This window comes from Roseateles sp., from assembly GCF_019237615.1.
In the GTDB taxonomy this organism is placed as follows: Bacteria; Pseudomonadota; Gammaproteobacteria; order Burkholderiales; family Burkholderiaceae_C; genus Pelomonas.
The window spans coordinates 1-26,505 of the sequence record NZ_JAFAGT010000016.1 but is presented as its reverse complement, the minus strand read 5'-3'; the positions used below and the strand labels follow the sequence as shown (position 1 = coordinate 26,505).

Here is a 26,505-nt window from a genome sequence, read left to right as displayed (position 1 = left end):
AATGCCGGCATGGAAGCCTGGCTCGCTCAACTCATCCAAGATCTGCTCACCGCCCTGGCCCTGCCCCAGGTGGGCCTGGTCGCGGTCTTCATCATCACTTTCGTCTCGGCGACGCTGCTGCCGCTAGGCTCGGAGCCGGCTGTCTTTCTCGTCGTCAAGGCCGACCCGAGCATGTTCTGGCCGGTCATGGCGGTGGCGACCGTGGGCAACACCCTGGGCGGCATCACCAGCTGGTGGGTTGGCTATGGCGCGGAAAGGGCGGTCGAGGCCGTCAAGCACCGCGAGCCGCCCAACCCGCGCGCGCTGGCCTGGCTGAAGCGCTTCGGCCCCAAGGCCTGCCTGCTGAGCTGGCTGCCCATCGTGGGCGACCCGCTGTGCGCCGTGGCCGGCTGGCTCAGGCTGCCGTTCTGGCCCTGCGTGGGCTGGATGGCGCTGGGCAAGGGCTTGCGCTTCATCTGCTTCACCGCTGCACTGCTGTGGCTGCTACCCGAATCATGGATGTCATGGATGCAATGAACACACCCGCCTATCAAGACCTGAGCACGCGCCAGCAACGCCTGCACCGCCTCGGCCACCTGCAGGCCATCGCCCAGTGGGACCAGGCCGCCAACATGCCGGCCAAGGGCAACGAGGCACGCAGCCTGGCGTTGGCCGAGATGGACGGGCTGCTGCACCAGCTCGCCACCGATTCCATGCTGCCCGGCTTGCTGGACGCCGCCGCGGCCGAGCCGCTGGACGACACCCAGCGCGCCAACCTGCGCGAGATCCGTCGCGCCTGGCGCGCCGCCAACGCGTTGCCGCAGGCGCTGGTGGAGGCCAAGAGCCTGGCCAACAATCGCTGCGAGCACGCCTGGCGCACTCAGCGCCCGGCCAACGACTGGGCCGGCTTCGCGCCCAACCTGCGCGAGGTGCTGAGGATCGCTCGCCAGGAGGCCGACTGCCTGTCGCAGAGCGCGGGGCTGTCAAGGTACGACGCGCTGCTGGACGTCTACGAACCGGGCATGCGCGGCGCGGACGTCGAGCGTGCCTTCTCGCCGCTGCGCCAATGGCTGCCAGGGCTGATCCGCGACGTCCTCGCCAAGCAGGCGGACGAGGCGGTCATCGAGCCCATCGGCCCCTTCCCCACCGCGGCGCAGAAGGCGCTGGGCCTGGACGCAATGCGGCTGATGGGCTTCGACTTCGGCGCTGGCCGCCTGGACGAGAGCACGCACCCCTTCTGCGGCGGCGTGCCCGAGGACGTGCGCATGACAACGCGCTACCGCGAGGACGACTTCCTGCCCAGCCTGATGGGCACCATCCACGAGACCGGTCACGGCCGCTACGAGCAGGGCCTGCCGCGCGAGCTGCTGGGACAGCCCGTCGCCCGCGCGCGCTCCATGGGCATACACGAGAGCCAGAGCCTGTCCTTCGAGATGCAGCTGGGCAGCCACCCGGCCTTCGCCGGCCTGCTGGCCCCGCTGCTGCGCAAGCACCTCGGCGACCAGCCGGCCTTCGAGCCCGGCAACCTGCATCGGCTGCTGACGCGCGTGAAGCCCGGCCTCATCCGCGTCGATGCCGACGAGGTCACCTACCCCGCCCACATCCTGCTGCGCTTCGACATCGAGCGGGCCCTCATCGAGGGCGAAGCCGAGGTGGACGACATCCCCGCGCTGTGGGACGCCGGGATGGCCGAGCTGCTGGGCCTGGACACGCGCGGCAACTTCCGGGACGGGCCTATGCAGGACGTGCACTGGCCGGCCGGCCTGTTCGGTTACTTCCCCTGCTACACGCTGGGCGCGATGTATGCGGCGCAGTGGTTCGCGACGATGCGCGCGCAGCAGCCGGATCTGGACGCCCACATCGCCCGCGGCGAGCTGGGCGGCGTGTTCGACTGGCTGGGAACGCACATCTGGCAGGCCGCAAGCCGCTACGAGACGCCGGAATTGGTGCTCCGGGCCAGCGGCGAGGCGCTGAACCCGGCGCACTTCGAAGCCCACCTGCGCGGGCGCTACCTGGGCGCCTGAGCGGCAGGCACCCGCTCCGGCGCGATCAGCCCGCGATGGCGGCGTTGGTCTTGGCGCGGTGGATGCGCGCGCTCTGGCGGTTCTCGGCACGCTGCACGCGGCGCTGCTCGGCGGCGCCGACATGGCCGTCGGCCGCGGCATGCGCCTCGGCCTGGTCCACCTTGGCCTGGCCTTGCTCCAGGCGGCCGGTCTCGCGCTTGGTCAGCGCGCCGCTCTGCAGCCCGTTCTCGATGCGCTTCTCCTGATTCACGTTGCGCTGCACGTCGGCCTGCATGCGCTGGCTGGAGGCTGACAGCGGATTGCCGTTGACGCCGTTGGTCTCGGCCGTCTTGATGTCGCGGCTGGCCTGGTTCTGCGCGGCACGCAGTTGGCGGCGCTCGGCGGGGCTGAGCTTGCCGTCCTTCAGATCCTTGGCCTGCAGCTTGTCGATCTTGGCCTCGTCGCGTTCGAGCAGTCCGGCTTCACGCGTGGTGATCTTGCCGTTCTGCAAGCCATTCTCGATGCGCTGCTGCTGGTTCACGTCGCGCTGCACGGTGGCCTGCGCGGGAGTCTGCGGCGCGGCGGCAGGGGTCTGGGCAAAGGCGGCGCTGGTCAGCAGGGCCAGGGCGGCGGAGGCGATCAGGGAAGTCTTCATGTTCGGGTTCCTTTCTGGCGGTCAGCGACGGCTGGCCTGCGGGTTCAACGTCGCGCGCCGAGCGCTGCCGACCGGCTGGAACACTCGTCGGTGAGAGGACGTAACCGCCGCGCAAGCCTGCCGACAGCTTGCCGCGCCGGCGCAAAAAAAGGGGCCGCTCCACCGGGAGCGGCCCAATCTACTTCGAACAATCTCTCTTTCAACCCACCGCGCTTCCCCGGCCCCCCGGCCATCTCCACGCGTGGCGCCCTGACGTTGTGGCCCGCCGGACTGGGCCGCCGCGACTGATGCGGCAACCGTGAAGCCATTCTGGGCAAGACGGGCCGCCCTGCCATCCCCGCAAGCTCAGGGGTAGCAACCGCCGGCCGTGAACGGCGTCACAGCAGCAAGGCCAGGCGCTCCAGGATCAGCACGGCAAAGAAAGCAAGGCCGGCGACCAGCGTCCACTTCATGATGACCAGGCCCGAGCGCCGCCAGCGCGTCTGGCCGGTGGCGATGGACAGGGCAAAACAGACGACAGCCGAAAACAGCAGCAGGCCGACGACGAGACGGGCGATCAGCATGCGTTACCAGGCCGGCGCCAGTTCGGCGAAGCCCTGGGGCGCCGCGCGCTCGTCGTCGAAGCTGACGACCTCGTAGGCGGACGCGTCGGCCAGCAGCGCACGAAGCAGCTTGTTGTTCAGCGCATGGCCGCCCTTGAACGAGGTGTAGGCCGCAAGCAGCGGCATGCCGGCTACCTGCATGTCGCCGATGGCGTCCAGGATCTTGTGCTTGACGAACTCATCGTCGTAGCGCAGCCCGTCGGCGTTCAGTACCTTGTAGTCGTCGACCACGATGGCGTTGTCCATGGAGCCGCCCAGCGTCAGGCCGCGCGAGCGCATCAAGTCGATGTCGGCCGTCATGCCGAAGGTGCGCGCGCGGGCGATCTCCTTCTTGTACTTGCCCGAGCCCATATCGAAGACGAACTGGCTGCCGGTGGCGGCCACGGCCGGGTTGTCGAATTCGATCTCGAAACTCAGCGTGTAGCCGTGGTGCGGCTCCAGCCTGGCCCACATCAGCTTCTTGCCCTCGCCCTGGCGCACCTCGACGGGCTTCTTCACCCTCAGGAAGCGCTTGGGCGCGTCCTGCATGACGATGCCGGCGGACTGCAGCAGGAACACGAAACTCGCCGCCGAGCCGTCCAGCACCGGCACCTCGTCGGCATTGATGTCGATGACGAGGTTGTCCAGTCCCAGGCCGGCGCAGGCCGACAGCAGATGCTCGATGGTCTGCACCTTGGGCGCACCGGGGTCGCCACCGGGACTGATGGTGGTGGCCATGCGCGTATCGCTGACCGACATGACGCCGACCGGGATGTCCACCGGCGGGCACAGGTCCACGCGGCGGAAGACGATGCCGGTGTCCGGCGGCGCGGGGCGCAGCGTCAGCTCGACCTTCTGGCCACTGTGGATTCCCACGCCGACGGCGCGGGTGATCGACTTCAGGGTGCGTTGCTTGAGCATGCCCGCGATTGTCCCGGATCAGGGCTGGGCCCTACGCTCCACGGGCAATCGCAGCGAGAGCCGAGTGCCGCCGCCCGGCGTGGAGTCGATTCGCAGCTTGCCGCCCAGGCGCTGGGCACGCTTGATCTGGCTCTTCAGACCGCGGCCATGCTGGATGGTCTGCAGGTCGAAGCCGGCACCGTCGTCCTCGACACGGATCTCGACATGGCTGCCATGGTGGCGCGTGACCATGCGCACGCGGCTGGCCTGGGCATGCTTGAGTACGTTGTTGAGCGCCTCCTGCATAAGCCGCAGCACGTGCAGCGCGTCGGGCGGCTCCAGCCAGGGCAGCGGTGGCAGGTCTTGCACGTCCCATTCGAGCTTGAGGCCGCCCGCCTGCAGGCGCTTGCCGAGGCGATACCGCATCGTCGCCAGCAGCGAGACCAGGTCGTGGCCCACCGGCTCCAGCGAGTCGATGACCAGGCGCAGATCGTCCACGCATTCGCGCAGCACCTCCACGCATTGTTCGTGCGACATGCTGCCCTGCTCCATCGCCACCAGCGCCGACAGCAGCGACGAGCCCAGGCCGTCGTGCATGTCGGCCATGATGCGCTGACGCTCCAGCAGCAGGGCCTGCTGGCGCTCCGCCTCGCGCAGCTGGACGTTCTGCGCCTGCAGCACCGAAACCTGCTCGTCCAGGTCCTCCTGCAGCTGGCTGTTCTCGGCCTTCACCTGCTCGACGGCGCCGACATAGCGGCGTTGCACAGCATGCAGGAAGCTGACCATGACGATCAGCGTCGCGAACGGCATCAGGAAGACATGCTCGGGCCAGGCCCAGCCGGCCAGCACGGCGAGGTCATGGCCACCGATGAGCAGGCCGACAATCAGCGCCAGCGCCATGATGCACAACTCGGCGCGGCGCTCGCGCCAGGCCAGGTAGGCCAGGCAGGCGGTGCCGACGGCGGCGACGCAGGCCGTCACCGCGTACTGCATGACGACCATGTCGAGCTGGCGCAGCCACAGCGGCATGCTGAACAGGCTGACGAGCAGCACGCTGGCCGTCAGCGCCCATTCCAGCCTGGGCAGGCGCCGGCTCGCGAAGCGCAGCGCGAACAGCAGCGCCGACAGCATGACCCAGCCCATGGACGCATGCGTGGCCCACCAGAACCAGTCCAGCGCAGCGGGCGACGCCGGCAGGCTGACGTAGTAATGCAGGTTGCGTACCACCCAGGCCGCCGCGCCGAGGGCGAACAACCCGTAGATGGCCTCGCCGGGCCGGCGCAGCCACAGCGTCAGCGCGAACAGGCCCAGCACGGCCAGCGTCAGGCTGACGGCCTGGGCCAGGCCTGTCTGGGCACGCACCCGCCACAACCAGCGCTTCTCCAGCGCGTCGCGCGGCCCGACCCAGATGCGCGACACCGCGTGATAGCTGCCCGCCGGCACCGGCAGCGCGACGACCAGGTCCAGCCCCTGGGCGCCCAGGCCTGGCAGAGGCAGCCAGATCGGCTGCACCCATTGCTCGCGTTCGGCATGCTGGTTGTCCAGCAGCAACTGCCAGCCGCCGTCGACGCGAGCCAGCACCGCAGCCGACAGCGTGACCAGGCGCGGCAAGTACAAGGCCATGGCCTCGTCATGCCCGGCCGGCACATGCAGCCGGTACCAGCGCATCTCGTAGCCATGCGCGTCACTGACCATGGCCGCTCCGGGGCGGCTGCGCACGTCTGGCAGGACCACGGGCTGCCAGGCCGAAGCGGCCTGCGGCGGCAGCAGCTCGGCGGGAAGGCCCAGGCGGTGGCCGCCGCTCGCCGCGTGATGGCGCAACGCCGCCCACCAGTCATCGAGCTGGGCACGCGTCCAGGCACTGGTTGCCAGCTCGGTGGGGGCCGCATCGATGCCGGCGGCGCTCGCGCTGGGCTGTGGCAGGCGCTGCGCCTGCGCGGGCAGCCCGGCCAGCAGGGCCAACCCCAGCAGCCAGCCGCGCAGCAGCAGGCCAAGCTCAGGCATCCCCAGTGCTTCTTCTAGGCATTGACATGGGGCGCCAGCATGCCACAGGGGGTGGCGCCGTCCCACCCCGGCCCGCCCTTCAGCTCATGTCGACCGGCAGGTACTTGCGCGCCGCCTCGCGCAACTCGCGCGACAGGCCGGCGTCGCCGACGGCGCGAGATAGCAGCAGCGCGCCGACCAGCGTGGACAGCAGGGCCAGCGCCTGCTCGCGGCGCCCGACGGCGTCCGCCGCGGACATCTGCGTCTGCAGCGTCGTGGCCAGGCACTCGACGCCCTCGCCGAAGGCCTGCTGTACCGCCGGCCCGCCGCGCGCCGCGTCGCCCGCCAGCGCCGCCAGGCCGCAGCCCGCGCCGAGGCGGTCGCGATGCGCGTCAGACAGGTAGGCCTTGATCCAGGCCGACAGGCTGCGGTCGGTTTGCTGCTTCCACTGCTCGCGGTTGGACTGCAGCGCGCGCTGCGTGGCTTGGGCGGCCAGGTCGTCCTTCGACTCGAAGTGGCCATAGAACCCGCCGCGAGTCAGGCCGGCGGCCTGCATCAGGTCGTTCAGGCCTATGCCGTCGAAGCCGCGCTCGCGAAAGAGCTGGGCGGCGTTATCGAGGATGCGCTCGCGGTTCTCCTCGGCCTGGGCACGGCTGACCTTCATCGCATCTCCTGGATTGCTTGCAGATGTCGCTTGACGGATTTTATATGTTGAACGACATTTATCTCAATCATGTCGATCGACATGAATAAACGGACCGAGAAGGAATCGCCATGAAGCTCAAGAACGCCGTCGTCCTCATCACCGGCGCCAACCGCGGCCTGGGCCGCGCCTTCGCCGAGGCCGCACTCGCCGCCGGCGCCGCCAAGGTCTATGCGGCCGCACGCACTCCGGCCGCCATCGATCTGCCCGGCGTCGTGCCCGTCGCGCTGGACGTGACCGACCCCGCCCAGGTCGCCGCAGCGGCCGCGCGATGTGCGGACGTGACGCTGCTCATCAACAACGCCGGCATCTCGCGCCAGGGCCGACTGCTTGCCGCGGACGGCATGGCCGCCGCCCGTGCCGAGCTGGAGACCAACTTCTTCGGTCCCTGGGCAGTGGCGCGCGCCTTCGCGCCGGTGCTGCAGGCCAACGGCGGCGGCGCGGTGCTGAACGTGCTGTCGGTGTTGAGCTGGCTGACGCTGCCGGGCGTGGCCACCTACAGCGCCTCCAAGGCCGCGGCCTGGTCGCTGAGCAACGGCCTGCGCAACGAGCTCAAGGCCCAGGGCACTCAGGTGACGAGTCTGCACGTCGGCTTCATGGACACCGACATGACGCGCGGCCTGGAGGCCCCCAAGGCCGCGCCCACCGACGTGGCCCGCTTCGCGCTTGAAGGCATCGAGGCGGGTGCCTTCGAGGTACTGGCCGACGACCTGAGCCGTCAGGTCAAGCACAGCCTGTCCAGCCCCACGCCGGCCTACGCCGGCTGACGAGGAGGCCGACATGGTCGAACCCCCTGCCCTGGCCGCGCCGACGGCGGCCCGTGCCGACGGCCGACTGGCCGCCGCCCGTCACGCCTTCTCCACGCCCGAGCGCGCGCAACTGACCGCCGCCGAGCGCGCCGCGCTGGCCGGCGCCGCCGAGCCACCGCTGCGGCACGAGGGCCTCAAGCTCGCACGCTGGACGCTCGGCACCGGCCCGCGGGTCGTCCTCGTGCATGGCTGGAACAGCCGCGGCGCCCATTGGCTGGCCTTTGCGCGGGCACTGGTGCAGGCCGGCTTCTCCGTCACGCTGTTCGACCTGCCCGGCCATGGCGACTCGGGCGGCCACGCAGCCAGCGTCGTCCATGCCGGCCGCGCGCTGCGCGCAGTGATGGCAGCCTGCGGTGACGTCCATGCAGTCGTCGGCCATTCGATGGGCTCGGCGGCCGCACTGCTGGCCTTCGCCCATGGGCTGCGGGTCAAGCGCAGCGTGCACCTGGCCGGCCCGTCGTCGCTGACTCCCATGGTCAAGAGCCTGGCCCGGGCCCAGGGGCTCGGGCCGGCGGACGCGGCCGCCTTCGCCGGCTGGGTCGAGGGCTTTATCGGCACGCGCATCGCCTGCGTGGACCTGGAGCGCCTACAACAGGGCCTGCGCCATCCTGCCCTCATCGTTCACGATCCGGAGGACCACACGGTGCCCTTCACCGCTTCGCAGGCGCTGCACGCCGCCTGGGCCGGCTCCCGCTTGGAGCCCATGCCAGGCCTGGGCCACCGCCGCCTGCTGGCCGATGCCGACGTCATCGCGCGCAGCGTGGCCTTCCTCGCCGAGGACAGTTCGCCATGAGCCTGGTTCGGCCACGCCGACGGCCCCGGCCAGGCCATCCCGAAAAAGCAAAAAGGGCGAGCCGCAATGGCCCGCCCTTTTTTGTTGTCGACGCAAGCGCGTCGCTCAGTCCGCCTGCTTGCGCAGAAAGGCCGGGATCTCGATCTCGTCCATGCCGTTGGACGACAGCGCCTCGACCTTGGCGGCCGCGCTGCCCGAACGGCCATGGCGCCAGACGCTGGGCACGTTGGCGTTGGCAAAGTCACCCAGACCCAGACCCACATTGGCCTGCTGCGGTTGGCCGACGGCCGGCGCGGCCATCGCGACGGCCTGCGTCAGCACGGGCATGCCGTCGGTGCCGTTGCGCACCACCTGCTGGGTCTGCACCACTTGCAGCGGCGCCTGCTGGCGCGCGCGGCCGGCCATCAGGCCGGTGGCGATGACGGTCACGCGCAGCGCATCGCCCAGGGTCTCGTCGTAGGCCGTGCCGAAGATGACATGGGCCTCGTCCGACGCGTAGCGCTTGATCGCGTTCATCGCGTTGCGCGACTCGCTGAGCTTGAAGTTGCTGCGGCCGGCGGCGATCAGCACCAACACGCCGCGTGCGCCGGACAGGTCAATACCTTCCAGCAGCGGGCAGGCGACGGCGGCTTCGGCGGCCTTGGCGGCGCGATCCGGGCCCGTGGCCTGGGCCGTACCCATCATGGCCTTGCCCGGCTCGCTCATCACGGTCTTGACGTCCTCGAAGTCGACGTTGACCAGGCCGGGAATGTGGATGATGTCGGAAATGCCGCCAACGGCGTTCTTCAGCACGTCATTGGCATGCGCGAAGGCCTGATCCTGCGTGACGTCGTCGCCCAGCACGTCGAGCAGCTTGTCGTTCAGCACGACGATCAGCGAGTCCACATTGGCTTCCAGCTCGGCCAGGCCGGCGTCGGCCGCCTTGGCGCGTCGGCCACCTTCGAAATCGAAGGGTTTGGTGACGACGCCCACCGTCAGGATGCCCATCTCCTTGGCGACGCGGGCGATCACCGGCGCGGCGCCCGTGCCGGTCCCGCCGCCCATACCGGCGGTGATGAACAGCATATTGGCACCGGCGATGGACTCGCGAATGCGGTTTTCGGCCTCCTCGGCGGCCGCCTTGCCCATTTCGGGTTTGGCACCGGCACCCAGGCCGGAAGTGCCGAGTTGCAGCAATTGGTCGGCCTTGGAGCGATTGAGCGCCTGCGCATCGGTATTTGCGCAGATGAATTCAACGCCTTGAACGCCCTGGGCGATCATGTGGTCCACGGCATTGCCGCCGCCGCCACCGACCCCGATCACCTTGATTTGGGTGCCTTGGTCAAACTCTTCGATCATCTCGATGGGCATATCAAACCTCCTACTGCAATTGTGCCTCGGGCACATGAATGTTGACTAGTTGCTGAAACAATTTTTTCTTGATTCTTGGGGGGTCAGAAATTCCCCATGAACCAGTCCTTGGCGCGGCCGAGCAGGGTTTGCACCGAGCCGGCCTGCTGCGCCGCCTTGAAACCCCGGTTGCGCGACAACCTCGCCTCCTCGAGCAACCCCATGACGGTGGCAGAGCGCGGATTGGCGACCATGTCGTAAAGCGCGCCCGAATAGGTGGGCAGGCCGCGCCTGACAGGTTTCAGAAAAATATCCTCGGCGAGTTCCACCATGCCCGGCATGACGGCCGAGCCGCCGGTCAGCACGATGCCGGAGGACAGCAATTCCTCATACCCGCTCTCGCGAATGACCTGGTGCACCAGCGAAAAGATTTCCTCGACGCGCGGCTCGATGACGCCGGCCAGCGCCTGCTTGGACAGCATGCGAGGGCTGCGATCGCCCAGGCCGGGCACCTCCACCTGATCGGCGGGGTCGGCCAGCAGTTGCTTGGCGACGCCATACTCAACCTTGATTTCCTCGGCATCCTTGGTCGGCGTGCGCAAGGCCATCGCGATATCGCTGGTGATCAGGTCGCCCGCGATGGGAATGACGGCGGTATGGCGGATGGAGCCGCCGGTAAATATCGCCACATCGGTCGTGCCGGCGCCGATATCCACCAGCGCGACGCCCAGGTCGCGCTCGTCGGCGGTCAGGGCGGCATGGCTGGAGGCGCTGGGATTCAAAACCAGCTGGTCGACCTCCAGGCCGCAGCGGCGCACGCATTTGACGATGTTTTCAGCCGCGCTTTGGGCACCGGTGACGATATGGACCTTGACCTCCAACCGGCCGCCGCTCATGCCAATGGGTTCCTTGACCTCGTGGCCGTCGATGACGAATTCCTGGGGCTCGACCAGCAGCAGGCGCTGGTCGTTGGGGATATTGATGGCCTTGGCGGTTTCGACCACCCGGGTCACGTCGACCGGCGTGACCTCCTTGTCGCGCACGATGACCATGCCGGTGGAGTTCTGGCCGCGGATATGGCTGCCAGTGATCCCCGTATAAACCCGTGAGATTTTGCAGTCGGCCATCATCTCGGCCTCTTTCAAGGCCTGCTGGATGGACTGCACGGTGGCGTCGATATTGACGACGACGCCGCGCTTCAGGCCATGCGAGGGCGCCACGCCAAGGCCGGCGATGCGCAATTCCCCACCCGGCAATACCTCGGCCACAACGGCCATGATCTTGGCGGTTCCGATATCCAGCCCGACGACCAAATCCTTGTATTCCTTGGCCATGTCCGTCCTCAACGCTTTCTATTTACGGGTTTACCCGGAGTTTTTACGGTCACGCCACGCAGCTTGACTGCGTAGCCGTCGGCGTGACGCAGGTCGGCGGACAGCAGCGGGCTGTGGTAGGTCGCCGTGACCTGGGTGATGGAATGGGCAAAGCGGCCGAAGCGCTGCACCACCTCTGCCTCGCTGCCACGGCCCAGCTCGATGACTGCGCCGCTGCTGAAGGTGGCGCGCCAGGAGCCGCGACCGGACAAATCCAGGCGCTCGATGCTCTCGCCCAGCCTCTCAGCGGCCGGCTCCAGCGCCCGCCACATCTGCAGCATCGGGGCGGCGGCATGGGCCGGGCCGGCGAGCATGGGCAGGTCCTCGTCCTCGACGTCGCCCAGGTTGGCCTGGAAGACCTCGCCAAAGCTGTTGACGAGGGCGCGCTCCGCGGCGGACTCGGTGGCGGCATCGGCACCGTCAGCTCGCGCCTCCCAGTAGGCCGCGGCGCGGTGCTCCTCCAGGTTGACCTTGAGCCGCATCGGCCAGATGCGCTGCAGCTGAGCATGCCGCACCCAGGGCACGGCCTCGAAGGCGGCGCGGCCGTCCTTCAGGCTCATGCTCAGGAAGGAGCCCTTCAGGCGCGGCAGCGCATTGGCGCGCAGTGACGCGACGCTGTTGCGGCTGACATCGCCCTCGACTTGGATGGCGCGCAGGTTGAACACCGGCAACCGCACCGCCCAGCGGAAGAAGCCCCAGGCCGCCGTCGCCAGCAGGCCCGCGACGAGCAGCGCCGACACCGCATTCATCAGGCGGACGTCGGGCGGCAGCGCGGCGGTGGCGACGGCGGAGTTCATGTCAGGCGCTGGCGGCGCGATCCAGCCGGGCCTGGGCCAGCAGCCACAGGCACAGGTGCGGGTAGGCGATGCCGACGGCCTGCGCGGCCTTCGGGACGAGCGAATGCGAGGTCATGCCCGGGCTGGTGTTCATCTCCAGCAGGAAGGGCTTCATGTCCGACTTGCGCAGCATCAGGTCGGCGCGCCCCCAGCCGCGGCAGCCCAGCAGCCGGTAGGCGCGCAGCACCAACTGCTGGATCTCGGACGCCAGCGCGGCGGGCAGCGTGTCGAACAGGTACTGCGTCGTGTCGGTCTCGTACTTGTTTGCAAAGTCGTAGTTGCCGGCCTCGGCGCGAATCTCGATGACTGGCAGCGCGACGGCGCCCTCGCCTTCACCCAGCACGGCACAGGTCAGCTCGGGACCTTCGATGCACTGCTCGAACAGCAATTCGTCGTCGAAGCCCAGCGCCAGCTCGACGGCGCCCTGCATGTCGGAGTAGCCGGCGGCCTTGGTGATGCCGATGCTCGAACCTTCGTGCGGTGGCTTCACGATGACGGGCAGGCCGAGCTCATCGGGAATGGTGCGGACGCGCTCGCGCGTCAGCTCGGCCCGCGACAGGGCCAGGTACTGCGGCGTCGGCAGGCCCTCGGCGGACCAGACGCGCTTGGTCATGGTCTTGTCCATCGCGACGCCGGAGGCCGTCACGCCGGAGCCGGTGTAGGGCAGGCCCAGCCATTCGAGGGCGCCCTGCAGGGTGCCATCCTCGCCGCCACGACCATGCAGCGCGATGAAGGCGCGGGCAAAGCCCTCGTCCTTGAGCGCCTGCAGCGGGCGCTCGGCGGGGTCGAAGGCGTGGGCATCCACGCCGGCGCTGCGCAGCGCGGCCAGCACGCCGTTGCCGCTCATCAGCGACACCGGACGCTCGGCACTCGTGCCGCCGAGCAGCACGGCGACTTTGCCGAGCGCCAGGGCGTCGATGTTCAGGTCGATTGGCGAGGTCATTCGAAATCTCCGCGCCGAGGCGCTGCGATGCGAGCCCCTTCGGGCAGCAGTGCGTGGCTCATGCGGACGCTCCTTGCGAGAAATGTTGGGCCACCAGGCCCGGCAGCCCGCTCATCGAACCGGCGCCCATGCCGATGACGACGTCGCCGTCGCGCGTCAGCGCGGCCAGCGCGGCCGGCATGTCGGCCACCTTGGCGACGAAGTTGGAGCTGCCCACGGCTCGGGCCAGCGCCGCGCCGGTCGCGCCCTCGATGGGTGGCTCGCCGGCCGCGTAGACCTCGGTCAGCAGCACGACGTCGGCGCCCTGCATCACTCGCACGAAGTCGGCGAAGCAGTCGCGAGTGCGCGTGTAGCGGTGCGGCTGGAAGGCCAGCACCAGACGGCGGCCGGGGTAGGCGCCGCGCGCGGCGGCGAGCACGGCGGCCATCTCGACCGGGTGATGGCCGTAGTCGTCGATCAGCGCGAAGCGCCCGCCGTCGGCTGCCGGCCAATCACCATGCTTCTCGAAGCGGCGGCCCACGCCGGCGAACTTCGCCAGCGCCTTCTGGATGGCCTCGTCCGGGCAGTCCAGCTCCATCGCGATCGCGATGGCCGCCAACGCATTGCGCACGTTGTGCTCGCCGGCCAGGTTCAGCAGCACGTCCAGGTCGGCCGCCTCCTCGCGCCGGCAGGTGAAGCGCATCTGCGCACCGTCGCCGGGCCGCACGTCGACCGCGCGCACGCTGACGCCGGCCGACAGGCCGTAGCTGACGACCGGCCGCTCGATGCGGCCGAGGATGGCGCGCACACCGGGGTCGTCGGCGCACACCACCGCCGCGCCGTAGAAGGGCATGCGGTGCAGGAACTCGACGAAGGCCTGGTGCAGGCGCTCGACCGAGTGCCCGTAGGTATCCATATGGTCGGCGTCGATGTTGGTGACGACGGCCAGAACGGGGCTGAGCTTGAGAAAGGAGGCATCGCTCTCGTCGGCCTCGACGACGATGAACTCGCCCTGTCCGAGGCGCGAGTTGGCGCCGGCGGCGTTGAGTTTGCCGCCGATGACGAAGGTCGGGTCCAGGCCCGCCTCGACCAGGATGGCCGTCACCAGCGAGGTCGTCGTCGTCTTGCCATGCGTGCCGGCGATGGCGATGCCGCGGCGCAGCCGCATCAGCTCGGCCAGCATGACGGCACGCGGCACGACGGGCAACTGGCGGGCGCGAGCCGCGATGACCTCGGGGTTGTCGGCCGCGACTGCGGTGCTGGTGACCAACGCCTGCGCGTCGCCGATATGCGGTGCGGCGTGGCCGATCTCGACGCGCAGACCCAGCGCTCGCAACCGCTCGGTCGTCACGCTCTCGACGGCGTCCGAGCCGCTGACCTTGAAGCCCAGGTTGTGCAGGATCTCGGCGATGCCGCTCATGCCGGCGCCGCCTATGCCGACGAAGTGCAGCCTTTGTACGGCGTGTTTCACTTGAGCATCCCCTCGATCTCGTCGGCCACGCGCGCGGCGGCGCGCGGCCGGGCCAGAGAGCGCGCCTTTTCGCCCATGGCCAGCAGCGCGGCGCGGTCCAGGCCGCTCAGCAGCTCGTGCAGCTTCGCGGGCGTCAGCTCAGCCTGCGGCAGATGGATGGCCGCGCCATGCTGGGCCATGAAGATGGCGTTGTCGCGCTGGTGCGAGGTAGTACTGACAACCAGCGGCACCAGGACCGCCGCGCAGCCGGCCGCGCACAGCTCGCTGACGGTGATCGCGCCCGCCCGGCAGACGACCACGTCCGCCCAGGACAGCGCTGCGGCCATGTCGTCGATGAAGGGACGCACCTCGGCGGCAAGGCCGGCGTCACTGTAGGCCTGCCAGACGGCACCCAGGTGATCCTGGCCCGACTGGTGCAGCACCTGCGGGCGCTGCTCGGCCGGCCACAGCGCCAGCGCCTGCGGCAGCGCCTGGTTCAGCGCGCGCGCGCCCAGTGAGCCGCCCAGCACCAGCAGGCGCAGCGGCCCGCCGCGCTCGGCCATGCGCTCGGCCGGCGCGGGCAGCGCCTCGATCTCGGCGCGCACCGGATTGCCGCTGACGACGGCGGCCGCCGTGGAGGCTGCCGCCGCGCCGTCGAAGCCGAAGGCGATGCGGCGCGCGAAGGGCTTGAGCGCGAGGTTGCTTTTCAGCATCGCCGCGTCGGCATTGACCAGCATCAGCGGTCGGCCGCTGAAGGCCGCTGCCAGGCCGGCCGGCACGCAGACGTAGCCGCCCATGCCCAGCACGGCCGTCGCGCGGCGCTGTTCGTAGACCCGGCGCGCCTGGCCCAGCGATTGGAAGAAGCCGACAAGGCCACGCAGCATGTGCTTGAGCCCCTTGCCGCGCAGGCCAGCAAAGGGCAGCGCGTCGATCGCGATGCCGCGCGCCGGCACGAGGCGGTTCTCCATGCCGGCCGGCGTGCCTATCCAGGACACCGTCCAGCCGCGGCGCTGCATCTCCTCCGCGACCGCGAGGCCCGGAATGATGTGGCCGCCAGTGCCGGCCGCCATCACGACGAGATGACGTTCGGTCATTGGAACCCCTCGTCCAACGAGTATGTTGGCCGATCCCCCGAGGGGATGCGAGCCGGCTCGGGAGCGGCCCGGCGCTCGGCCCGCCATGCACTACGGCCTTCACGGCTCACGACCGCCCTCCCCGCATCATCTGCCGGTTCTCCAGATCGATACGCAGCACCACGGCCAGCGCGACGCAGTTCATCAGGATGGCCGAGCCGCCGAAACTCATCAGCGGCAGCGTCAGGCCCTTGGTCGGCAGCGCGCCCAGGTTCACGCCCATGTTGATGAAGGCCTGGCCACCCATCCAGATGCCTATGCCTTGCGCATACAGCCCCGCGAACACACGGTCCAGCGCGATGGCTTGGCGGCCGATCAGGAAGCAGCGCCGCGTCAGCCAGAAGAACGCGACGATGACGACGGCCACGCCGGCAAAGCCCAGTTCCTCGCCGATGACGGCAAGCAGGAAGTCGGTATGCGCCTCCGGCAGGTAGTGCAGCTTCTCGACGCTGCCGCCCAGGCCCTGACCCAGCCACTCGCCACGGCCGAAGGCGATCAGGCTGTGCGTCAGCTGGTAGGCCTTGCCCTGGGCGTACTTCTCGTCCCAGGGGTTGAGGTAGGCAAAGATGCGCTCGCGGCGGAACTCGCTGAACGTGATCATCAGCACGAAGGCGCCCACCAGCACCGTCGTGATCAGCAGGAACATGCGCCCGTTGACGCCGCCCAGGAACAGGATGCCCATCGCGATGGCCGCGATGACCATGAAGGCACCCATGTCCGGCTCGGCCAGCAGCAGCAGGCCCACGAAGGCCAGCGAGATTGCCATCGGCGTGACGGCCTGGAAGAAGTTCTCCCGCGCGTCCATCTTGCGCATCATGTAGTTGGCCGCGTACAGAGCGATGCCGAACTTGGCCAGCTCGCTCGGCTGGAAGTTCATGACGCCCAGCGGGATCCAGCGCCGCGCGCCATAGACCACCTTGCCGACGCCGGGAATCAGCACGCCCACCAGCAGCACCAACGCGACGATGAAGACCCAGGGCGCATAGCGCTCCCACAACGCCACCGGGATCTGCACGGTGATGAGACCGGCAATCAGCGCGAAGCCTATGGCCACCATGTGGCGCGTCAGAAAATGCGTGGGCAGGTATTTGGAGAAGCGCGGGTTGTCCGGCATCGCGATAGAGGCCGAATAGACCATCAGCAGGCCGAAGGCCATCAGCGCGACGACGACCCAGACCAGCGTGATGTCGAAGCCCTGCAGCTGCGTGGGTCGGCCGGCCGAGGTGGACACCCAGTCACGCACCGGCACGCTGGCGTCCTCGGCCTCTCGCTTCCACAGGCGTTGCAGCCTGGCGGTGACGCCACCCAGTACCGCGTTCACAGCATCACCCCGCGCTCGTCGGCCAGCCGCTGTACCGTCGCGACGAAGACCTCGGCGCGGTGGGCGTAGTTGCGGAACATGTCCAGGCTGGCGCAGGCCGGCGACAACAGCACGCTGTCGCCGCTTTGCGCCTGCCCAAGGCACCAGGCGGTGGCTGCCTCCAGCGTGTCGTGGCGCAGCAGCGGCACGCCGGCATTGGCCAGCGCGGCCGCGATCTGCGGCGCGTCGCGGCCGATCAGCGCGACGGCGCGCGCATGACGGGCGACGCCGTCGGCCAGCGGCGCGAAGTCCTGCCCCTTGCCATCGCCGCCCAGGATGAGCAGCAGCTTGGCGGGCGCGCGGTCGGCGCCCAGGCCGGAGATCGCAGCCACCGTGGCGCCGACGTTGGTGCCCTTGGAATCGTCGTAGAACTCGACTCCATCGATGCTGCCGACCGGCTCGACGCGATGCGGCTCGCCGCGGTACTCGCGCAGACCGTGCAGCATGGGCGCCAGCTCGCAGCCGGCGGCTGTGGCCAGCGCCAGCGCGGCCAGCGCATTGGCAGCGTTATGACGGCCGCGCACGCGCAAGGCGTCGGCGGGCATCAGGCGCTGGATAAGCAGCGGCTCCTCTTCATCGCCCTTGCGCTTCTTGATCGTCGGGTCCAGCTCACGGGCGCGCACCAACCAGGCCAGGCCGCCTTCTTCCAGCAGGCCGAAGTCGCCCGGCGCCGTCGGCGCGTTGAGGCCGAAGCGCACGACGCGGCGCGACACGGTGCGGCCGGGCTTGCCGCGGCTGCCCTTGACGAACACCGGCGCGGGAACCAGCGCCTCGACCGCCGCGTCGTCGCGGTTCACGACGAGGATGGACTCACGGCCGAAAATGCGCGCCTTGGCGCGGCCGTAGGCAGCCATGTCGCCATGCCAGTCGAGGTGGTCCTGCGTCAGGTTCAGCACCGCGCCGGCGGTGGGCTCGAAGTTCGTCACGCCGTCGAGCTGGAAGCTGGAGAGTTCAAGCACCCAGACCTCGGGCAGCTTCTCGAACACCGGGCCGCGCGGTGGCGGGGGGTCTATGGGCAGCGGCGCATCTTCGTCAGGCAGCACCGCAGCCTCTTCCCCGGAGGGCTCCTCGACCGGTGCGCCCTCGACTTCTTCGGGGACCACCTCGGCCAGCACCTCGACTGAAGCCGGATCGGGCTCCTTGTCCAGCGCCGCGGTCAGCGTGTCCAGCAGCGTGGGACCGATGTTGCCGGCCACCGCGACGCGCTTGCCGGCACGCTCGACGAAAAGGCCTGTCATGCTCGTCGTCGTCGTCTTGCCGTTGGTGCCGGTGATGGCCAGCACCGCCGGCACATAGCCATGCTGGGACTGCAACGCAGCGAGCGCGTCGGCGAACAGGTCCAGCTCGCCGCGCACGGCGGGGCCGTGCTGGTAGACGGCAGCGAGCCGCGCGTCCAGCGGCGACAGGCCGGGGCTCTTGAGCACCGCGTTGAAGCCCGCCGCAGTCTCGGCCGTCAGCTCGCCGCTGATGAACGCGGCCGCGTCGCCCAGCGCATCGCGCTGCGGCGGCTGCTCGCGCGAATCCCACACCGTGACCTGCGCGCCGAAGCGCGCGCACCAGCGGGCCATCGCGAGACCGGAGTCCCCGAGGCCCAGCACGAGCACGCGCTGTTGGGCGAATTGCGGCAGGTCCAGCCTCATGCGCTTACCGCAGCTTCAGGCTGGCCAGGCCGATCAGGCACAGCAGCATGGTGATGATCCAGAAACGGATGACGACCTGGGTCTCGTTCCAGCCGCTCTTCTCGAAGTGGTGGTGCAGCGGCGCCATCTTGAAGATGCGCCGGCCCTCGCCGAACTGCCGCTTCGTGAACTTGAACCAGCTCACCTGCAGCATCACGCTCAGCACTTCGGCCACGAAGATGCCGCCCATGATGCCCAGCAGGATCTCCTGGCGCGTGATGACGGCCAGCGTGCCCAGGCCGCCGCCCAGCGCCAGCGCGCCGACATCGCCCATGAAGACCTGGGCCGGATGCGCGTTGAACCACAGGAATGCCAGACCCGCACCGGCCATCGCGGCGCAGAAGATCAGCAACTCGCCAGCGCCGGGGATGTAGGGCAGCAAAAGGTATTTGGCGAACACCGACGAGCCGGTCAGGTAGGCGAACAGGCCCAGGGCCGAGCCCACCATGACGACCGGCATGATGGCCAGGCCGTCCAGGCCATCGGTGAAGTTGACCGCGTTGCTGGTGCCGACGATGACGAAGTAGGAGAGCCCCACGAAGCCCCACACGCCCAGCGGCATGCTGATGGTCTTGAAGAAGGGGATCAGCAGGTCGGCCTTGGGAGGCAGCTCGGTCGAGAAGCCGCTGGTGACCCAGCGAAAGAACAACTGCACGACGCCCAGGAACGAGGTCTCCGACACGCTGAACGCAAGGTAGATGGCCGCGACGAGGCCGATCAGGCTCTGCCAGAAGAACTTCTCGCGGCTGCGCATGCCTTCGGGGTTCTTGTCGACCACCTTGCGCCAGTCGTCCACCCAGCCGATGGCACCGAAGCCCATGGTGACCAGCATGACGACCCAGACGAAGCGGTTGCTCCAGTCGAACCACAGCAGCGTGGACACGCCGATGCCGATGAGGACCAGCACGCCGCCCATCGTGGGCGTGCCCGTCTTGGCCAGGTGGGCCTGCACGCCGTAAGCGCGCACGGGCTGGCCTATCTTCATCTCGGTCAGGCGGCGTATGACCCAGGGCCCGAAGGCCAGGCCGATCAGCAGCGCCGTCATAGCCGCCATCACTGCGCGGAAGGTGATGTACTGGAACAGGCGCAGAAAGCCCAGGTCGGGGTAGAGGCCCTGCAGCCATTGGGCCAGGCTAAGCAGCATGGCTGTCTCCTGATTGAGATTGAAGTGCGGAGACCACTTGTTCCATCTTCATGAAGCGCGAGCCCTTGACCAGGGTCTGGGTCGCGTCGGGTTGCTCGCTCAGGGCCGCGATCAGCGCGGCCGTGTCGTCGAATGCGCGCGCGCCGGGGCCGTAGGCCACGGCGGCGTCGCGGGCGGCCGGTCCAGCCGTCCAGAGATGCGCGATGCCGCGTGCGGAGGCATAGGCGCCCACCTCGCGGTGGAAGGCCGGACCGTCGTTGCCGACCTCACCCATGTCGCCGAGGATGAGCCAGCCCGCGCCGGGCAGGCCGGCCAGCAGGTCGATGGCGGCACGCACGCTGTCCGGGTTGGCGTTGTAGCTGTCGTCGATGAGGGCGCGGCCACGCGCGTCGGCTTTCAGCTCCGAGCGCCCCTTGACGGCGCGGAAGGCCTCCAGCCCCCGGGCGATCGAACCCAGCGGCGCGCCGGCCGCCAGCGCGCAGGCGGCGGCCGCCAACGCGTTGCGCAGGTTGTGCTCACCGGCCAGGTGCAACGCCACCGGCGCAGTGCCGGCGGGCGTGTGCAGCTCCAGCGCCCAATGCGTGCCCATCCACGCGGCGTCGCCGGTCACGTCGGCTTCGCCGCGCAGCGCAAAGCTCAGGTGCGGGCGGGCGCCCGCCAGCTCCAGCCAGATGGGCGCGCAGGCGTCCTCGGCGGGGAACACGGCGCAGCCGGTGGGGCCCAGGGCCTCGATGACGGCACCGTTCTCGCGCGCGACGGCCTCGACGGTGGCCATGAATTCCTGGTGCTCGCGCTGGGCGTTGTTGACCAGCGCGACGGTGGGCTGCGTCATCGCGGCCAGCGGTGCGATCTCGCCGGGGTGGTTCATGCCCAGCTCGACGACGGCAGCGCGGTGGCTCACCTCGTCGTCGTGGCGCAGCCGCAGGAGCGTCAGCGGCACGCCGATGTCGTTGTTGTAGTTTCCTTCGGTGGCCAGCGCGGCGTCGCCCGTCCAGGCGCGCAGGATGGCTGCAATCATCTGGGTGGTCGTCGTCTTGCCGTTGGAGCCAGTGACGGCGATGACCGGCAGCTGCTGCTGGCGGCGCCAGGCGGCGGCGAGCTGGCCGAGCGCGACCTTGGCGTTGGGCACCAGGAGGCCGGCCAGGCCCGCCTCGGCGAGGCCGCGCTCGGCCAGCGCGGCGACGGCGCCGGAGGCCTTGGCCTGCGCGAGGAAGTCGTTGGCATCGAAGCGATCGCCGCGCAGCGCGACGAAAAGGTCGCCGGCCTTGAGCGTGCGGGTATCACTGTGCACGCGGGCGAAGCCGGTCGAGCCGTCGCCCACCAGCGTCGAGCCCGGCAGCAGCGTCTGCGCTTCGGCGAGCGTCATGAACAGGCTCACAGCCCCGCCCTTTCCAGCAGCGCCGCGTGCGCCTCGCCGACGTCGGAGAAGGGGCGGCGCACGCCCATCACTTCCTGGTAGTCCTCATGGCCCTTGCCAGCGATGAGGACGATGTCTCGCGCGCCGGCCTGGGCAATGGCCGCGCGTATGGCCTCCTCGCGCGACTCGATGACCAGGGCCTGCGGCGCGGCCGCAGCGATGTCGGCCATGATCTGCGCGGGCGCCTCGGTGCGGGGGTTGTCCGTCGTGACGACGACGCGGCCCGCCAGCCGCGCCGCGATGGCGCCCATCAGCGGGCGCTTGGACGCGTCGCGGTCGCCGCCACAGCCGAACACGCAGACCAGCTCGCCGCCGCGCGCCTGCGCCAGGCCCTGCAGCGCGGACAAGGCCTTGTCCAGTGCGTCCGGCGTGTGGGCGTAGTCGACGACGACCTGCGGCAGCTCGCGGCCGTTGCCCACGCGCTGCATGCGGCCCGGCACAGGCGTCACCCGGGACAGCGCGCCGGCCACGTCGGCCAGCGCATGGCCCTGCGCGCGCAGCGCGCCGGCCACGCCCAGCAGGTTGGCCGCGTTGTAGTCGCCGATCAGGCCGGTCTGCACGTCGACGGCCTCGCCGCCCTCCAGCAGCGTGAAGGCCAGGCCCTCGCCGGTGTAGTGCAGGCCGCGGGCCGAGAGGCGGGCATCGGGGCGCTCGACGCCGGTGGTCCAGATGTCCAGCGACGCCAACTCCGAGGCCAGGCCCGCGCCCTTGGGGTCGTCGAGGTTGACGACAGCGGCGCGCAGGCCGGGGAAGTCGAACAGTGCACGCTTGGCCGCCCAATAGGCGTCCATCGTGCGGTGGTAGTCGAGATGGTCCTGCGTGAAGTTGGTGAAGACGGCCACGCTCACGGCGCTGCCGGCCAGACGGCCCTCCACGATGCCTATGCTGCTGGCCTCGATGGCGCAGGCCGAGAAAGCCTCGTCGCGCATGCGGGCGAAGGCGGCCTGCAACAGCACGGGATCGGGCGTGGTCAGGCCGTTGTAGGCGAGCCGGGGCGGCTCGCCGATGCCCAGCGTGCCGACGACGCCGCAGCGCCTGCCGAGCTGGCTCGAGGCCTGCGCAATCCACCAGGCCGACGAGGTCTTGCCGTTGGTGCCAGTGACGGCGATGACTTGCAGCGTGTCGGTGGGCTTGCCGAAGAAGGCCGCAGCGATCTCGCCGGTGCGCGCCTTCAGGCCCGGCAGCGAGGCGACGCGCGCGTCGACGAAGCCAAAGCGCTCGACATCGCCGTCCTCCACCAGGCAGGTGGACGCGCCGGCCGCCAGCGCCGCCTCGACGAACTCGCGGCCATCGCGCGCGTAGCCGGGCCAGGCGATGAAGGCGTCGCCGGGCCGGACCTGGCGGCTGTCGGTGCGCAACGTGCCCGTGCACCACTCGGCCAGCCAGCGGGCCGCTGCCTCGGGGGATTTCAGGCGGGTCAGCATCAGAAGCTCTCTTCCACGGCCGTGGCCTTCTGGTTGGCGACGATCTGGCTCTTCACGTCCAGGTCCGGGGGCACGCCCAGCAGGCGCAGCGTCTGCGCCGTGACCTGGCTGAACACGGGGCCGGCGACCTTGCCTCCGTAGTAGACGCCGGCGGTGGGCTCGTCAACCATGACCGCGACGACGATGCGGGGCTTGCTGATGGGGGCCACGCCGACGAACCAGGAGCGGTACTTGTGGCTGGCATAGCCGCGACCCTCCTGCTTGTGCGCCGTGCCGCTCTTGCCGCCTATGCTGTAGCCGGGCACCTGCGCATCGGGCGCGGTGCCGCCAGGGCCGGCGGCGGCCTGCAGCATCAGGCGCAGCTCTCGCGCGATCTCGGGGCGGAACACGCGGATGCCGGCCACCGGATGGTCGTGCGGCTGGCGCAGCATGCTGACCGGAATGATCTCGCCGTCGCGCGCGAACACCGTGTAGGCGCGCGCCAGCTGGAACAGCGAAGCCGACAGGCCGTAGCCATAGCTCATCGTGGCCTGCTCGATGGGCCGCCAGCTCTTGTAGGGCCTCAGCTTGCCGGAGATGGCGCCGGGGAAGTTGATCTGCGGTCGCTGACCCAGGCCGATGGCCGTGAACATCTCGTGCATCTCGCGCGGCGGCATCTGCATCGCGAGCTTGGCGGCGCCGATGTTGCTGGAGAACTTGATGACCTCGCGCACCGGGATGACGCCATGCGCCTTGGTGTCGCTGATGACGGCGCCCTGGAAGGCGTACTTGCCGTTGCCGGTGTCCACCAGCGTGTCAGGCGTGGAGCGGCCAGTCTCCATGGACAGGCCGGCGATGAAGGGCTTCATCGTCGAGCCGGGCTCGAAGACGTCGGTCAGCGCGCGGTTGCGCAACTGCTCGCCGGACAGGTTCTGGCGGTTGCCGGGGTCGTAGCTCGGGAAGTTGGCCAGCGCCAGCACTTCGCCGCTCTGCACGTCCAGCACGACGACGGAGCCGGCCTTGGCCTTGTTCTCGGCCACCGCGTCGCGGATGCGCTGGTAGGCGAAGAACTGCACCTTGGAGTCGACGGCGAGGTCGATGTCGTGGCCGTTGGCGGCCGGCACGATGTCGCCGATGTCCTCGACGACGCGGCCCAGGCGGTCGCGCACGACGGAGCGCGAGCCGTCGCGGCCCTGCAGCTCCTTCTGGAAGGCCAGCTCTATGCCCTCCTGGCCGCGGTCCTCGACATTGGTGAAGCCGACCACATGCGCCGCCGCCTCGCCCTCGGGGTACTTGCGGCGGTATTCGCGGTCCTGGAAGATGCCCTTCAGGCCCACGGCCTTCACCTTGGCCGCGGTGTCGTCGTCGGCCAGGCGCTTGAGCCAGACGAAGCGCGACTCGGGGTTGAGCTTGGCCTCCAGCTCCTTGCCGGACATGCCCAGCACCTTGGCCAGCTCGCGGCGCTTGGCCGGGTCGGCTTCGACCTCCTTGGGAATGGCCCAGATGGACGGCACGGCCACGCTGGCGGCCAGCACCTGACCGGCGCGGTCGTTGATGCGGCCGCGGCTCGCCGGAAGCTCCAGCGTATGCGCGTAGCGGGCCTCACCCTGCTTCTGGAAGAACTCGGTGTGCAGCACCTGCACGTAGATGGCGCGACCCAGCAGGCCGGTGAAGGCCAGGCCCACGAGGGCGACCAGGAAGCGCGAGCGCCAGGGCGGAGTCTTGGACGCCAGCAGCGGGCTGGTGGAGTAGCTGACGCCTCGGCCCGTGCCCAGGGCACGCGCGCCGGACTTGTTCTGCCGCGTCATGCCTGCACCCTTCGCGCTGCACGATGCTCCGCCCAGCAGCAGCGAGCTTGCTTGGGGTGGCTCCGCACGGCGTTCATTGGCTCGCCCCCGACGCGACGACGGCCGGCGAGATCACGCGCATGCCCAGGCGCTCACGGGCGACCTGCTCCACGCGCAGGTTGGTGGCCTGCGCATGTCGCTCGGCCTTCAGTCGCTCGGCATCGGCGGCCAGTCGCTGGCCCTCGTTCTTGGCGCGTTCACGCTCGGCGAACAGGCGGCGCGCCTCGTAGGCGTTGTGCACCAGCACGAGGCCGCTGGCCAGCACGGCCAGGACGAGGAGCAGATTGAGCTTGGCCACGGCTTCAGGCCTTGAGCGGCGCATCGGTGCGCTCGGCCACGCGCAGCACGGCGGAGCGCGCGCGCGGATTGGCAGCCACCTCGGCGGCGCTGGGCATGACGCGGCCCAGCGACTTCAGCGCCAGCGCCGGCGGCGGCGCGAACGGAGCGCGGCGGTCCACTTCGGCCTTGCTGTGGGCGGCGATGAACTGCTTGACGCGCCGGTCCTCCAGCGAATGGAAGCTGATCACGGACAGGCGCCCGCCGGTGCTGAGCAGGCGCAACGCCGCGTTCAGCCCCTGTTCAAGCTCCTCAAGCTCGCCATTGACATGAATCCGAAGGGCTTGAAAGGTGCGCGTGGCCGGGTCCTGACCGGGCTCGCGGGTCTTGACCGTGCGAGCCACGAGTTCGCGCAGTTCGTCGGTGCGCGAGAGCGGCGCACCGGCTTCTCGGCGAGCAACAAGCGCCTTTGCAATCTGTGCAGCAAACCGTTCTTCGCCATAGTCTCGAATCACCCGTGCAATCTCGCGCTCGTCAGCGCCCGCGAGGAAGTCCGCCGCGCTCAGCCCGCGCGTCGTGTCCATGCGCATGTCCAGCGGCCCGTCGAAGCGGAAGCTGAACCCCCGCTCCGGGTTGTCGATCTGCGGACTGGACACACCCAGGTCCAGCAGCACGCCATCCACCTGGCGGACGCCCAGCGCCGCCAGCTGCTCGGCCATGTCGGCAAAGCCGCTGTGGACGATTGAAAAGCGCGGATCGGTAATGGCCGCCGCCGCGGCAATGGCCTCGGGGTCGCGGTCGATCGCGATCAGCCGGCCCGCGGGGGCCAGCTTCGCCAGCAGCGCGCGCGAATGGCCGCCGCGGCCGAAGGTGCCGTCCACATAGACGCCATCCGGCCGAGCCAGCACACCGTCCACCGCCTCATTCAGCAGCACGGTGGTGTGGCGGAACGGGGCGTTTTCGTCCATCACGGCACCCATCAGAAACTGAAGTCCTTGAGCGCGTCGGGCAAGGGCCCGGCCATCACCTCGGCCTCATGAGCGGCATGGGCCTCGGCATCCCAGAGCTCGAAGTGGCTGCCCATGCCCAGCAGCATCACGTCGCTCTTGAGCCCGGCGCTCTTGCGCAGTTCGGGCGAGATCAGCACACGCGCCGCCGAGTCGATGTCGACGTCCATCGCATTGCCAAGGAAGACCCGCTTCCAGCCGGCAGCAGACATCGGCAGCGCGGCGACCTTGTCGCGAAAGACCTCCCAGGTCGGCCGCGGGAACAGCATCAGGCAGCCGTCGGGATGCTTGGTGACGGTCAGGCGCCCCTGGCACAGCAGCTGCAGCACCTCACGGTGTCGGCTGGGCACACTCAGGCGGCCCTTGGCGTCTAACGCCAAGTTGGAGGCTCCCTGAAAGACGATTTCCGACACTTTTCACCACGAAACGACACTTCCTCCCACTTTAATTGGCCAACCTCTCGCCGGTCAAGGTTTCATGCGGGTTTTTTCAATGAAATCAAGCACTTAGCGCGGACTGTTGATTTACACAGTCGCGCAAAAAATATCGTTAATAAATAAGGACTTGGCGAAGTATTGAGAAGTTCCGCTTGAGGTTCTTCGGTACAAATGACAGTGTTTGTCCCCATTCTTGGCTGCCTGATCTGCACGCGAGAACTGCAGGTCGAGACGCAGAACTCAGATCGCGACGCCAGAACTCCGATCCGGGCCACGGCTTGCGCAGGAGTTCCTAGCCGACATGGGCATTGCCTTGGTGTTCGAAGAACACTTCAGCAAGCCCCGGCGGCCACCCAAACTCCCCCACTGATGGCCACCCCAAATTCCCCCACCCCGGCGCCGTCGCGATGACGAGCTGAGGTCGCCGCACGCGGCGCCGGGCTGACCCGGCAGGACGTTACTTTGCGCCCCCTCTGAAGCCGAGGG

Annotated in this window: 24 protein-coding genes; 4 read left to right on the top strand and 20 right to left on the bottom strand. The window is 69.3% G+C overall.

The features are described 5' to 3' along the window. Positions 1-9: 9 nt before the first annotated feature. Both JOY88_RS03340 and JOY88_RS03335 read left to right on the top strand, forming a co-directional pair. Positions 10-516, top strand: coding sequence for a YqaA family protein (locus tag JOY88_RS03340; RefSeq protein ID WP_293500368.1), 507 nt, complete (start codon positions 10-12; stop codon positions 514-516). Next, complete coding sequence (locus tag JOY88_RS03335; RefSeq protein ID WP_293500366.1) at positions 504-2,003, top strand: carboxypeptidase M32; 1,500 nt, start codon at positions 504-506, stop codon at positions 2,001-2,003. Before JOY88_RS03340 ends, JOY88_RS03335 begins: the two co-directional genes overlap by 13 nt. Positions 2,004-2,028: 25 nt before the next feature. On the opposite strand, the gene JOY88_RS03330 is transcribed toward JOY88_RS03335, so the two are convergent. The 5 genes from JOY88_RS03330 to JOY88_RS03310 all read right to left on the bottom strand — a co-directional run bounded on the left by JOY88_RS03330 (position 2,029) and on the right by JOY88_RS03310 (position 6,765). Beyond that, entirely contained in the window at positions 2,029-2,637 is a 609-nt protein-coding gene (locus tag JOY88_RS03330; RefSeq protein ID WP_293500365.1) for a hypothetical protein, read from the bottom strand. A 377-nt stretch (positions 2,638-3,014) separates the two neighbouring features. Continuing rightward, complete coding sequence (locus JOY88_RS03325) at positions 3,015-3,200, bottom strand: hypothetical protein (protein WP_293500364.1); 186 nt, start codon at positions 3,198-3,200, stop codon at positions 3,015-3,017. Positions 3,201-3,203: 3 nt separating this feature from the next. After that, positions 3,204-4,139 (bottom strand): UDP-3-O-acyl-N-acetylglucosamine deacetylase, encoded by a 936-nt coding sequence (gene lpxC, locus JOY88_RS03320; RefSeq protein WP_293500363.1) that lies wholly within the window; start codon positions 4,137-4,139, stop codon positions 3,204-3,206. 18 nt (positions 4,140-4,157) lie between these two features. Continuing rightward, positions 4,158-6,122: a sensor histidine kinase gene (locus JOY88_RS03315; protein WP_293500362.1), complete on the bottom strand. Its 1,965-nt coding sequence runs from the start codon at positions 6,120-6,122 to the stop codon at positions 4,158-4,160. A gap of 79 nt (positions 6,123-6,201) precedes the next feature. Beyond that, positions 6,202-6,765 carry a TetR/AcrR family transcriptional regulator gene (locus tag JOY88_RS03310; protein ID WP_293500361.1) on the bottom strand — a complete coding sequence of 188 codons (564 nt, stop codon included), beginning with the start codon at positions 6,763-6,765 and terminating at the stop codon, positions 6,202-6,204. 110 nt (positions 6,766-6,875) lie between these two features. Here JOY88_RS03310 and JOY88_RS03305 point away from each other — a divergent pair, with 110 nt between their 5' ends. After that, on the top strand, positions 6,876-7,571 hold the full coding sequence (locus JOY88_RS03305) for an SDR family oxidoreductase (protein WP_293500360.1): 696 nt from the start codon (positions 6,876-6,878) through the stop codon (positions 7,569-7,571). A 13-nt stretch (positions 7,572-7,584) separates the two neighbouring features. Continuing rightward, positions 7,585-8,406 (top strand): alpha/beta fold hydrolase, encoded by an 822-nt coding sequence (locus JOY88_RS03300; protein ID WP_293500359.1) that lies wholly within the window; start codon positions 7,585-7,587, stop codon positions 8,404-8,406. Positions 8,407-8,511: 105 nt separating this feature from the next. Here JOY88_RS03300 and ftsZ read toward each other — a convergent pair whose 3' ends face one another. The 15 genes from ftsZ to JOY88_RS03225 all read right to left on the bottom strand — a co-directional run bounded on the left by ftsZ (position 8,512) and on the right by JOY88_RS03225 (position 25,986). Continuing rightward, a complete protein-coding gene (ftsZ, locus tag JOY88_RS03295) occupies positions 8,512-9,756 on the bottom strand; it encodes a cell division protein FtsZ (protein WP_293500357.1) in 1,245 nt (414 codons plus the stop codon). 83 nt (positions 9,757-9,839) lie between these two features. Further along, positions 9,840-11,069 carry a cell division protein FtsA gene (gene ftsA, locus JOY88_RS03290; protein ID WP_293500356.1) on the bottom strand — a complete coding sequence of 410 codons (1,230 nt, stop codon included), beginning with the start codon at positions 11,067-11,069 and terminating at the stop codon, positions 9,840-9,842. 8 nt (positions 11,070-11,077) lie between these two features. After that, positions 11,078-11,905, bottom strand: coding sequence for a cell division protein FtsQ/DivIB (locus JOY88_RS03285; protein WP_293500355.1), 828 nt, complete (start codon positions 11,903-11,905; stop codon positions 11,078-11,080). 1 nt (position 11,906) lies between these two features. Continuing rightward, positions 11,907-12,887, bottom strand: a complete 981-nt coding sequence (locus tag JOY88_RS03280) for a D-alanine--D-alanine ligase (protein WP_293500354.1) — start codon at positions 12,885-12,887, stop codon at positions 11,907-11,909. A 58-nt stretch (positions 12,888-12,945) separates the two neighbouring features. Beyond that, entirely contained in the window at positions 12,946-14,337 is a 1,392-nt protein-coding gene (murC, locus tag JOY88_RS03275) for a UDP-N-acetylmuramate--L-alanine ligase (protein WP_293500353.1), read from the bottom strand. Next, positions 14,334-15,410, bottom strand: coding sequence for an undecaprenyldiphospho-muramoylpentapeptide beta-N-acetylglucosaminyltransferase (gene murG / locus JOY88_RS03270; protein WP_293500352.1), 1,077 nt, complete (start codon positions 15,408-15,410; stop codon positions 14,334-14,336). Before murG ends, murC begins: the two co-directional genes overlap by 4 nt. Positions 15,411-15,516: 106 nt before the next feature. After that, the gene (gene ftsW / locus JOY88_RS03265; protein WP_524539182.1) at positions 15,517-16,770 is read right to left on the bottom strand and encodes a putative lipid II flippase FtsW; all 1,254 of its coding nucleotides are present in this window, start codon (positions 16,768-16,770) and stop codon (positions 15,517-15,519) included. Next, positions 16,767-18,449 (bottom strand): UDP-N-acetylmuramoyl-L-alanine--D-glutamate ligase, encoded by a 1,683-nt coding sequence (gene murD, locus JOY88_RS03260; protein ID WP_293500351.1) that lies wholly within the window; start codon positions 18,447-18,449, stop codon positions 16,767-16,769. The genes ftsW and murD overlap by 4 nt, the downstream gene beginning before the upstream one ends. Positions 18,450-18,453: 4 nt before the next feature. Next, entirely contained in the window at positions 18,454-19,632 is a 1,179-nt protein-coding gene (gene mraY, locus JOY88_RS03255; RefSeq protein WP_293500350.1) for a phospho-N-acetylmuramoyl-pentapeptide-transferase, read from the bottom strand. Further along, positions 19,622-20,998, bottom strand: coding sequence for a UDP-N-acetylmuramoyl-tripeptide--D-alanyl-D-alanine ligase (locus JOY88_RS03250; RefSeq protein ID WP_293500349.1), 1,377 nt, complete (start codon positions 20,996-20,998; stop codon positions 19,622-19,624). The genes mraY and JOY88_RS03250 overlap by 11 nt, the downstream gene beginning before the upstream one ends. Positions 20,999-21,006: 8 nt before the next feature. Continuing rightward, positions 21,007-22,473 carry a UDP-N-acetylmuramoyl-L-alanyl-D-glutamate--2,6-diaminopimelate ligase gene (locus tag JOY88_RS03245; protein WP_293500348.1) on the bottom strand — a complete coding sequence of 489 codons (1,467 nt, stop codon included), beginning with the start codon at positions 22,471-22,473 and terminating at the stop codon, positions 21,007-21,009. Further along, entirely contained in the window at positions 22,473-24,260 is a 1,788-nt protein-coding gene (locus JOY88_RS03240) for a peptidoglycan D,D-transpeptidase FtsI family protein (RefSeq protein WP_293500347.1), read from the bottom strand. The genes JOY88_RS03245 and JOY88_RS03240 overlap by 1 nt, the downstream gene beginning before the upstream one ends. Before the next feature lie 73 nt (positions 24,261-24,333). Beyond that, complete coding sequence (gene ftsL, locus JOY88_RS03235) at positions 24,334-24,597, bottom strand: cell division protein FtsL (RefSeq protein ID WP_293500346.1); 264 nt, start codon at positions 24,595-24,597, stop codon at positions 24,334-24,336. A gap of 4 nt (positions 24,598-24,601) precedes the next feature. Beyond that, positions 24,602-25,555 (bottom strand): 16S rRNA (cytosine(1402)-N(4))-methyltransferase RsmH, encoded by a 954-nt coding sequence (gene rsmH / locus JOY88_RS03230; protein WP_293500345.1) that lies wholly within the window; start codon positions 25,553-25,555, stop codon positions 24,602-24,604. Then, positions 25,555-25,986 (bottom strand): division/cell wall cluster transcriptional repressor MraZ, encoded by a 432-nt coding sequence (locus JOY88_RS03225; RefSeq protein ID WP_293500408.1) that lies wholly within the window; start codon positions 25,984-25,986, stop codon positions 25,555-25,557. The genes rsmH and JOY88_RS03225 overlap by 1 nt, the downstream gene beginning before the upstream one ends. Positions 25,987-26,505 lie beyond the last annotated feature (519 nt).